The following is a 9,773-nucleotide window of genomic DNA, read 5'->3' on the forward strand; positions in this document are numbered from 1 at the left end:
ACCGGAATTTTCCGTCCTCTGTCGGACCTGTTATTCATACTGTGAATTGCAAAATATGTATACTTTAATATACCCCATATTTTTATGATTTTCTGCATTTGCCAGTAGCTTCGTCCGAAATTGCAAAAAAACTTCCGGCAGATCATGGCACAAGGCCATATCTACCGGAAGATATTAACGAATCATGAAGCGATCAGGGTCGGGTCACATGAATACGTTCCCGATCTAGTTCGAACCCAAGAACATATTCGTGTATCGAAGCAAGCCATGCTCAGCACGCACGGAGATATCCTGCGGCTTCTTACTTTTCTCCAGCAATCGGATCATCTGCTGCACATGCTCCTCAGCCTTGCCAAGCTCCCCTCGATCCAGCTGTCGCTGTGCCTGGGTCAGACGCTGCTCCAGCTTACGGGACACCTTCTCATCTACTTCACCATCAGCCTTGAATTGCTTCAACGCCTCCCCCATTCCATGCAGTGCTCCCGGAGCCCGCAGCTGTGGAAGCGGCACCTCAGACCACTCCGTATCTGAAGCAAAATAGAAGCTTGGATAGGATGGCTGATTATAGCCCGAATTCTGCCATGCAATTCCTGTTCGGTATTGCGCATCATGCATGAGTGTATACAGCTTTCGATCCGTTAACTCGGTGCTCATATAAATACGGATGGCCGAGCTATCGGCTGTGCGCACAAGCAGCTCCTCTCGCCAATCACCGAAGATGTCAGCTACAAGAGAGGGCGTACCCTTCGTGTGATTATTGGTGCGTGTTCCTGTTGCTGTCAGCAACGTTCCCCGTTGCCAGTCCTCGATAGTTGGTGTGTTCTCCAGGGAGCCATTCACAATCTGTGTCGTCATGTTAGCGGCCCACTTGATATTCATGTTCGTACCCGGAATAGAAGTACTAATCTGCTGCCCATCGGCGGTACGAAGCTGGACAGCCCAGGTCTCCAGACCACGATGCGAAGGATCTACATCCCCGACCATGCCACGTCCAGTATCCCTGCCTGTATATCCTCCGTAGATGACTTCACCGGTCCGGGCATCCCGCAGGGAATAGCCATACGGAGCATAGGAGCCCCCCTCATGCACCATGAAGATCTCCAGCCCCGGACGATCCGGATCTATGTCAGCGACATGCAACGCATCTCCATGTCCGAGCCGTGCTGTCGTCCCTGGCGTGGCGCTCTCTGGAGGCATGACATCCATGGAGCTATAGAGCAGGGAGCCATCATGATCAATCGTAGCCGAGCCATAAATAATCTCATGCTTGCCATCACCATCTACATCCGCCACGCTGAGAGAATGGGCGCCTTGGGTCGTCAGTGTTCCGAACTCAGGGTCCGTGCCATTAACACCATGCGGTCCGTCATTGAAAGGATTGCTCATCGGTGTCCAGCCGCTATCCACCAGCCAATCCTCCTTCAGACGCTCACCATCCCAACGGTACGCTACCAGCGTCGAACGTGTGTAATAGCCGCGTGCGAAGACAGCCGATGGATGCTCGCCATCCAGATAGGCCACTCCTGCCAGAAAACGGTCTACCCGGTTACCCGGTTCGATACGGCTCATGGCATAATCTCCCCACATTAGACCATCATCATGACGTCCTACCTTGAACGGAATCGTCTGTAGCTCCTTGCCTGTAAGTCCTTCGAATACACTCAGATATTCTGGTCCCTCCAGGATGAAGCCCTCGAAGCTTCGCAATTCATTGCGAGTACTCCGGGAAGGAGCGTATTCATCTATGAAATAGTCAGCCAGGCTCTCAGCGTCTGCACGAGAGAGTGGATAGTTGTATCGAGGCTCGATTCCGAAGCTCTCCTCCAGAGTTGCTGGCCAGTTCCCGTTAAGGACCTCCTCATGACGATGCCAGTTCATGAACATGTTCACGACATGCTCATAGTAATCCTCCGCACTCATGCGGTAGTCATCCTTATGACTATAGCCTGCTTTGAGATCTGCTTTGGGCATCGTGATATAACGCGCCTTGCCTGCACGACCTTGCGCATCATAAGGAATGACCTGCGTGCCCGGGGCCGTCTTGAACATTAGCTCTGCCTTCCCGTCCCCGTCAAAATCATAGACCATGAATTGTGTATAATGGGCGCCTGAACGAATATTCTTCCCCAGATCAATACGGTACAGCAGGGTGCCATCCAAGCGATAGGCATCAATGTAAGTATTCCCCGTGTAGCCCTTCTGGGACACATCCTTGGCATTGGATGGATCCCATTTCACGAACAATTCGTATTCTCCATCACCGTCCACGTCTCCCACACTCATATCATTAGCCGAGTAAGTATAGGATTCTCCTGCTGGCGTAACGCCATCGGCCGGCTTCTTCAGTGGCAGGTCCATGTACTCGCCATCCCAAGGCTGTACTACAGGACTTCTCTCCAGCTCTAGGCCATACACATCCTCTGTAGTGCCCGTTGGATCAGCTTCCGCTCCATATACGACAGCAGATACGGAATATTGAGACTCCGGTGTTCCCTCACGGTCCAGATAATTAGTGCTGTCCGTGACATAAGCAATCCGCTCACCGTTCCGGTATACATAGAAGCCCGGTCCGCTAAGACCAGATGCTGTATGGCCCGTAGCTTCATCCGCGAGCAGACGCCAGCTTAAGAATGCTCCGTCCGGCGTTGTGGCCGCGACTAGTCCACGGTTCAGATATTCCATCTGCTTCATCCTTGTCTCCCCAGCCCCCTCGGTGCTGGCTGCTGCCGGTTGCCCCCCGGCTCCCACACCAGTCACAATCATGATTGCGCTTACAGCAATGATCGCTATTTTTTGCGCAGCTCCTTTTGTTCGCTTCTTCATGTACAGTCTCCTTCCAAGTGTAGTCATGGTCCAAGGTACATTCATTCTGAACAATCGTTAAATGTTTGCGCTTACAAAAATAGATGCTGCCAATCTGCTGGTGCGCGCCTCCCTACCACGCCATACTGAATTACCATTTATTATTATAATTTCTGTCCTCTATCCACAGTGTTCAAAAATCCGTACCATTTCTTCAATGATTCGACCTTTGAGGTGTTATGCTGAGAAGCTAGTTCATAAAGCTCCTGCATCCATCGTTATAAGACGAAAGCGAACAATCTATAATTGGATTGGATGAGTGGATCGAATCGGTGATACTAGCTACTAAGGAAGCAAGTGAATATGCGGATCAACTAAGACCCCCGAGCATAGAGGTGGCCAAAAAAGAAGAGCTGACTAGATCATCCTAGCCAGCCAAGTTATGACTCTATTATTGAAGAATGAAAGAGAGCATACAGCGGTCTCTCTTCCCATTTCACACTTCTCTGTTGCCCTCCTTTTTCTTAATTTTACGCGTTCAACCTGAATAGATTCTATTTGCTGCCATTATCCAGCTTGTCCAGACGCTCCTGTGCATTCGGCGACAGGAATATATTGAGAAGCCCCATGATATTGTTAGTCTCTGCTCTTGCCTCTTGGTAGGCTGCTGCGAATGCTTCAGGCTGTGCTGCCGGATCTTGAATTGCGGCCAGCTTCGCCCAGGCAGGCTTGGTTAGCGTGTCATACTTCGTGAACATAATCGTGTCCGAGGAGGTTATCCCGCTAGGCAGCCACGAATCCAAAGAAGAAGCTTCCTGGAAGAATCGAAGCGAATTACGCGCCGACTCACTGGTGAAGTCGTTGGTCCGCTGAGCCTCCTCCAGGATCAGCAATCCTTCTCTCGACAAAAATAGTACCTTCACCAGCGCTCTCTCCGTATTAGAGGCCTCGTTCCATGTCTTATAGGTCTCCTCTGGTGCAAGCCCTGTTGTGAAGAATGTGTACGCATCCTGAATATATTGCTCTGAATTCGGATGGATGGCCTCCTCTGTCTCTACATTGACTACTGAATCCCCGAAATTGGCTACAGTGATGTTGCCCGTATCCTGCACCTTCACTCGACGGATGGGATGCTCCTTAATGCGAATGAAGCCATGCTCATCCACATACGAGCCCAGCTCCTCCTGCGAGGTCTCTAATCCGAGATGTCCAGCGGGACTGGCCGTCCCTGAGTCTGTAGCTGTGTCTTCAGCTGCTTGCGTTCCAGTCGTCTCACTTGCCCCGTCTTCTGTCTTCGTATCATTAGTAGCCGGCTGACCTGTCTCCTGCCCGACCTGGATATCACTGTCGATATTCGGACTGTCGAGCGTCTGTCCATCACCACTACCTTTACCACTACCGCATGCATTCAGCAGAACGATGATTAATCCGATCATGAGCAGCTTCAAGCTGACACTGCCTCTGAATCTGTCCATTAGGCTTGATTGGTGTACTGTGCTGTGATCCTGATGTCCTGTCTTCAAAACAAATACCCACTCCTCTATGTCTTCTTATGTAGTCTCTTACAAATAATGCACTTATTGCATCATAGTACAATGCGGCGACAAATCATATCAGCTTGTGGTAGCCTTTTTTTAAGAACTTTGTACCAATTCCCCTTATTAGCTGAAGTCATCTATTCGTACTCAGTCTCTGGTTCATTTCATATTTATGCAATTGCGAAATAGTAGAAATTCAAAACGCCCTGGAGACTATTCACAGCCCTCCAAGGCGTACAGTTGTAGCTTAGCGATTATTGAATAATCCTATAGCAGTACCTTGAGCGAATCTAATTTCGCATCGAAAAAGGCTCCCCGCTTGCAGCGACTCTACACTCACACTTGATCTCGATACTGGTTAAGGTGCCGGTCAAGTCACTAGTCTAGTCCTGGAACCAGCGCTTATAGAGCACCTGCGTGCCCTTCTCCTCATAGCCCAGAGCAGCCAACTCGCGATAGAGAGATTCTGCCAGAGCCAGGCCCGGTGTCTCCAGCTTCATCTCTTTGGCAGCCTCAAGGGCGATCCCCATATCCTTGATAAAATGCTTCACATAAAAGCCCGGCTCAAAATCACCCGCGATCATCCGCGGGCCGAGATTGCTTAACGACCAGCTACCCGCAGCCCCGGATTCGATGCTTTTCAGTACCTGCGCCGGGTCCAGACCAGCAGTACGTGCATAAGCCAGCGCTTCACACACACCAATCATTCCCGCTGCGATGGCAATCTGATTGCACATCTTCGTGTGCTGTCCTGCTCCTGGCTTACCTTGTAGCACCACATTGGCTCCCATAAGCTCCAAGATCGGCAGCACGGCTGCGAAGTCATCCTCCGCACCACCGCACATGATGGACAGTCTCGCGTCCCGTGCTCCAATATCTCCACCGGATACGGGAGCATCCAGTGCATACAATCCCCTCGCTGCTGCAGCTTCATGAATCCGCGCAGCCAGAAGTGGACTGGAGGTCGTCATGTCAATGAGATAAGCACCTTTCTTGGCATGCTGGACCAGCCCCTCTGTCCCCAGATATACCTCTTCCACATCCTTGGGATAGCCAATCATCGTGATGATCACGTCACAGATCTCCGCAAGATGTGCAGGCGATTCCTGCCACACAGCACCCAGCTCAATCAGCTCCTGCGCCTTTGCAGCTGTCCTTGTGTACACATGCAGCTCATATCCGGCCCGCCTGATATGCCCAGCCATGCTTTTCCCCATGACACCAATACCAATAAAACCAACAACCGTCTTTCCTGGCTCCAATCCCATATCCCTACCCCTTCCTGTGCCTTCATCATCCCACATCATGTTCTTTTGTGAAAGCAGAGCTGTCCTGATGCTATTATAGCTTACAAAAAATACATACTAAAAGTCTGTTTCTAGGACATTATTCCTGATTTTGAAAAAAAGTATGATTAATTTGGTGTGCAAACAATACATTCCATGTTAGGAATTAAGACTCCTGCATATTTCGCCAATATTGGTTATGATTAGGTGTATTGAGTATTTGCATAACCATTATGCAGTACTGAATAAAGAGGGTTCTGTGTTTTCTTTTATTGCTATTACCATGAAGGCAGTCTGGAATAAAGAAGTGTTACACGACACAAGCAGAATCCCTAACTACATTAGGGGGTATAATTGTGAAGAAATGGACATCAATTGCAGTGGGGTTGCTCGCGGCGATCAGCATCACCGCATGTGGTAGCAACAGCGCTGCTCCACAAGAGGCGGCTCCGGCCGCAGGTACAGGTACAGCTACTCAAGCAGAGGCATTGCCAACAGCTCAGGAATTGATCGAGAAGGTTGCTAGTGAGGGAGCCAATCTGAAGAGCTTCCACATGCAAAGCAGCATCAACCAAGACATGAAGATCACAGCTGGTGAGAATACACAGGATCAGAAGCTCAATATGACTATTGACATGGATTATGTAGGTGAGCCACTTGGCGTCTATTCGGAGATTGTTACCGAAATGCCTGGTGTTGCCGAGAAAACAACCATGAAGCAGTACATTACCGAAAAAGCTGCCTACATGGAAAATGCCGGAACGTGGATGAAGCTGCCTGATGCGACCATTACAAAACTGGTTGAACAGATGAAAGCACAAGGGAATCCTGAGGAGCAGCTGAAGCAGCTCAGCTCGATCCTTGACGAAGTTAACGTCTCCGAGAAGGATGGACAATACTTCATGGAAGCCAAGATTTCTGGCGATAACGTAAAAGCCTTGGCCGAGAAATTTCTGAGTCAAAGTGGTGCTGCCGACGAACAGCTATCGGCGATGCTGCAGCAAATGAACCTGAAGAGTATGGAGATCAGCTATCTGATTGATAAAAAGACCTATTTCCCACTTAGCTCCACTGTCAAAATGCAGATGGACATGAGCATGGATGGGCAATCACTTGATATGAGCATGGCCATGGACGCTACCTTCTCCAAGCTTAACGAGGTGGAAGCTATTTCGATCCCGCAAGAGGTTATCGACAGCGCACAATAAGATCAACACGAACAAAACCTCCTGTACCTTAGTCAAGGTGCAGGAGGTTTTGTTGTATGGATTTCATGCTACAAGTGCAAATTAGATTATCATGAACAAACCTCCTGCACCTTACTAGTCGTTATATACGAAGCAATTCAACAACAAACGATAATGAAGCGTGCAGAAGCGTGCTGGAGAAGCGTAGCTAAAAGCTTTCTGAAAGAATGCTTCTTAAGAAGCATAAGTTTAACGAAGAGTAAATAAGCACTACAGGCGTGGCGTATCGACTACCATGAGAATGAACATGATCATTAGATAATTGACGGAGAACATGAAATTCACCTTGGCCCAGCGCTCATTCTCCTGAACGCGAAGTCCGCTGATGGTATGCACCAGCCATGCCACGCCGCCAATGACCGACACCACCAAGAAAATATATCCGGTATAGCCATATACGAAAAGTAAAATGCCAGCAGGTATTAGCAGAAGTACATAGGGAATCATTTGCAGCTTCGTACGACGGACGCCCTTTACGACAGGCAGAAGTGGAAAGCCAGCTACCCGATATTCCTCAACCCGACGAATGCCAAGGGACCAGAAGTGCGCGGGCTGCCACAGAAACAAAAAGATGAACAGGAGCCATGCACCCAGATCAACCTCTCCACGAACAGCACAATAGCCCATCACCGGAGGCATGGAGCCAGCAATTCCACCAATAGAGGTGCTCCAGGTGGAGCTGCGCTTCAGCCACATTGTATACACTACCACATAAACGAACCAGGCAAGCAGTCCCAGCAAGCCTGTGACGGGATTCACGAGTAAGAACAAAATTCCGATCCCGATGACCCCGAGCACAATACTATATCCGAAGACAAATGGTAAGGAAAGTCGATCAATGGGCTCAGCACGCTCCCGCGTTCGTTCCATTCGCTGATCCAGCTCATAGTCCCAATAATTGTTCATTACGCAGGCCGAAGCAATCGTTAGGGTAGTACCGATCAGCATCCAGAGCATAATGCCCCAATCCAGCGACCAGCGTGAAGCAATCCAGAAGCCGGCCAAGGAGGCAAATACATTTAACTGCAGCAGCCTAGGCTTGGTTAGACTTATCATGTCCTTTATCACTTTGTAAAAATCCTCCTGATGACAATTAGTCCTGCAACGCAAAATATCATTGTACCAGAACTTTGACGAGCCTCCTACCCCCTATAGATAATGTACCCTAATTCATCGCATTCACCACTGCCAATGACAGGAGAAATACCAAGAGCCGATTACAGTTATTCTGCAATCGGCTTACTCAGCATTCACATTTATGTTGTCCATGACGAGCAATGATTTCTTTCAATCTATACCAGTACTTCCTTAAGTGCAGATTCTACAAGCTCCTGATACTGCTGAATGTGATTCTTCGAGGCATGTATTCTATATTGCTCGAACAGCCCGACGCTTTTCTTGAAGTCATTTCCACTATTATGCTGAATGGCCGAGGAGAGCAGCTCTAGGACATGCTCCACCACTTGTCCAAACCGATGACGCGAAGCATTATATTTAATAAGCTCTAATAGGTACATATGATAATCCGATAAATGCTTAAGCATTTGGGCAGGATTCATTAGCGAAATAGATTGTGCCAGAAGAGGCAGCAGGTCGTCAATGAGCAGATGGTGTAGGTTAGCTATGCGGATTAGGGTGACGAGACCAGGGAGGATGTCTGGCTTGTGCTCAAGCAAAACTTGTGTATATTCATAAAGCTTATCAATACGACCAGACAGAAGGTCAAGCTCCAGCAGCTGTAATCTCGCTATAGATCGAAAACGCTTTCTTATATGGCACTCCGATTCCTTCGGATCATCGAACCAATCGAGGTGGGAAAAGGCACTTATACAATCTCTCGCCAATCCATACTCGCCCATCCTCTTGTATGCAACCCCCTTCATCATATGGCTGTAGCCATAGTAATGTACCAGGGGCTGTTTCATCTGCAATCTCTTGGGATGTACACCATCCTTTCGGAAGCGCTGCTGCAGCTGGTATGCCTTACCCGCCACAGATGCAAGATGATCCGCATGCATAATCATCGTGCTCCAATCCTCGAAAGAAAGTGCTAATTCAATCATGTTTACCAGGGTGTCCAGATTCGTGCTGTTCGACAATACCTTGTCTTCCAACGAATTCTCCTCCCTCAAACAAATTCATATGAAAGGATTATAGAATATTATCTACCCTCGGTCAATTTGACATCACGTGCTAAGGTATACGTTTGGAATGATAAAAAATCGGTTAATGAGAACATAACTTTTCTATATATCTCAGGAGGTTATATTTTATGAAATGGTTCGCTCGTCTTATGCTCGTAGCTGATCTACTTCTCGTAGCTGCATGCTCCAATTCAGGTACAGAACCCGCACAGGAGGACACAGGAAGTGGACAGGAGGTCGTAACTGAGCCCGATGGCCAGACTCCCGATAATGAGGCAACACCAGAGCCAGGCACTCCTGACGGAACTGAGGATACGAACACCGGACAAGCTGCGATCTTAACGCTGGACCAGGTCCAACAAGCCATCCAGGCTCAAGGGCTGGAGCTTACTGCTGCTTCGCAGGAAAACGACTGGGTGCTGAATGATGTAGAGCCACAGAGAAATACGCTCAATGGCTCGGCTGATCAGCCAGAGAACAACGAGATCGTCACCATCTATGTCTTCGATTCCGAGCAGGCTCGGCAGGAGGGATTAGCCAACTTCAACGAACAGACCGCCAATCTCCCAATCAAAAAGCCAGCAGCTATCGAACACAAGAATGTCCTGATTCTGTACTGGTACAATGCAGAGGAGACGGATAATCCTGCCACGCTCGATACAGCCGTCCAACTCGATCATGCGTTGAAGGCACTTTAATGGAGGATGATCCTTAGCAGCTCATTTTCAAGTAATAGCTTGTAAATAACAAACAGGA

7 protein-coding genes are annotated in these 9,773 nt (G+C 48.8%); 2 read left to right on the forward strand and 5 right to left on the reverse strand.

Annotated elements, in window-relative coordinates; genetic code table 11:
* Positions 1–225: 225 nt before the first annotated feature.
* The 3 genes from D328_RS0111470 to D328_RS0111480 form a co-directional block, all read right to left on the reverse strand.
* On the reverse strand, positions 226–2,823 hold the full coding sequence (locus D328_RS0111470) for a rhamnogalacturonan lyase (protein ID WP_018885153.1): 2,598 nt from the start codon (positions 2,821–2,823) through the stop codon (positions 226–228).
* A 533-nt stretch (positions 2,824–3,356) separates the two neighbouring features.
* A complete protein-coding gene (locus tag D328_RS0111475) occupies positions 3,357–4,325 on the reverse strand; it encodes a hypothetical protein (RefSeq protein WP_018885154.1) in 969 nt (322 codons plus the stop codon).
* Between the two features lie 398 nt (positions 4,326–4,723).
* Entirely contained in the window at positions 4,724–5,647 is a 924-nt protein-coding gene (locus tag D328_RS0111480) for an NAD(P)-dependent oxidoreductase (RefSeq protein WP_081625264.1), read from the reverse strand.
* A gap of 335 nt (positions 5,648–5,982) precedes the next feature.
* Here D328_RS0111480 and D328_RS0111485 point away from each other — a divergent pair, with 335 nt between their 5' ends.
* A complete protein-coding gene (locus D328_RS0111485; RefSeq protein ID WP_018885156.1) occupies positions 5,983–6,834 on the forward strand; it encodes a DUF6612 family protein in 852 nt (283 codons plus the stop codon).
* Between the two features lie 249 nt (positions 6,835–7,083).
* Here D328_RS0111485 and cyoE read toward each other — a convergent pair whose 3' ends face one another.
* Together cyoE and D328_RS0111495 are read right to left on the reverse strand one after the other, a co-directional pair.
* Complete coding sequence (gene cyoE, locus D328_RS0111490; RefSeq protein ID WP_267879789.1) at positions 7,084–7,983, reverse strand: heme o synthase; 900 nt, start codon at positions 7,981–7,983, stop codon at positions 7,084–7,086.
* Between the two features lie 182 nt (positions 7,984–8,165).
* On the reverse strand, positions 8,166–8,987 hold the full coding sequence (locus D328_RS0111495; protein ID WP_018885158.1) for a hypothetical protein: 822 nt from the start codon (positions 8,985–8,987) through the stop codon (positions 8,166–8,168).
* Positions 8,988–9,145: 158 nt separating this feature from the next.
* Here D328_RS0111495 and D328_RS0111500 point away from each other — a divergent pair, with 158 nt between their 5' ends.
* Positions 9,146–9,715, forward strand: a complete 570-nt coding sequence (locus D328_RS0111500; protein WP_018885159.1) for a hypothetical protein — start codon at positions 9,146–9,148, stop codon at positions 9,713–9,715.
* Positions 9,716–9,773: the final 58 nt, after the last annotated feature.

The organism is Paenibacillus massiliensis 2301065 = DSM 16942 (genome assembly GCF_000377505.1).
Lineage (GTDB): Bacteria > Bacillota > Bacilli > Paenibacillales > Paenibacillaceae > Paenibacillus > Paenibacillus massiliensis.

Bases quoted from the DNA above. Each gene is read 5' to 3' on its own strand.
- D328_RS0111470 (WP_018885153.1), bottom strand. From the start codon at position 2,823: ATGAAGAAGCGAACAAAAGGAGCTGCGCAAAAAATAGCGATCATTGCT.
- D328_RS0111480 (WP_081625264.1), bottom strand. From the start codon at position 5,647: ATGATGTGGGATGATGAAGGCACAGGAAGGGGTAGGGATATGGGATTG.
- D328_RS0111500 (WP_018885159.1), top strand. From the start codon at position 9,146: ATGAAATGGTTCGCTCGTCTTATGCTCGTAGCTGATCTACTTCTCGTA.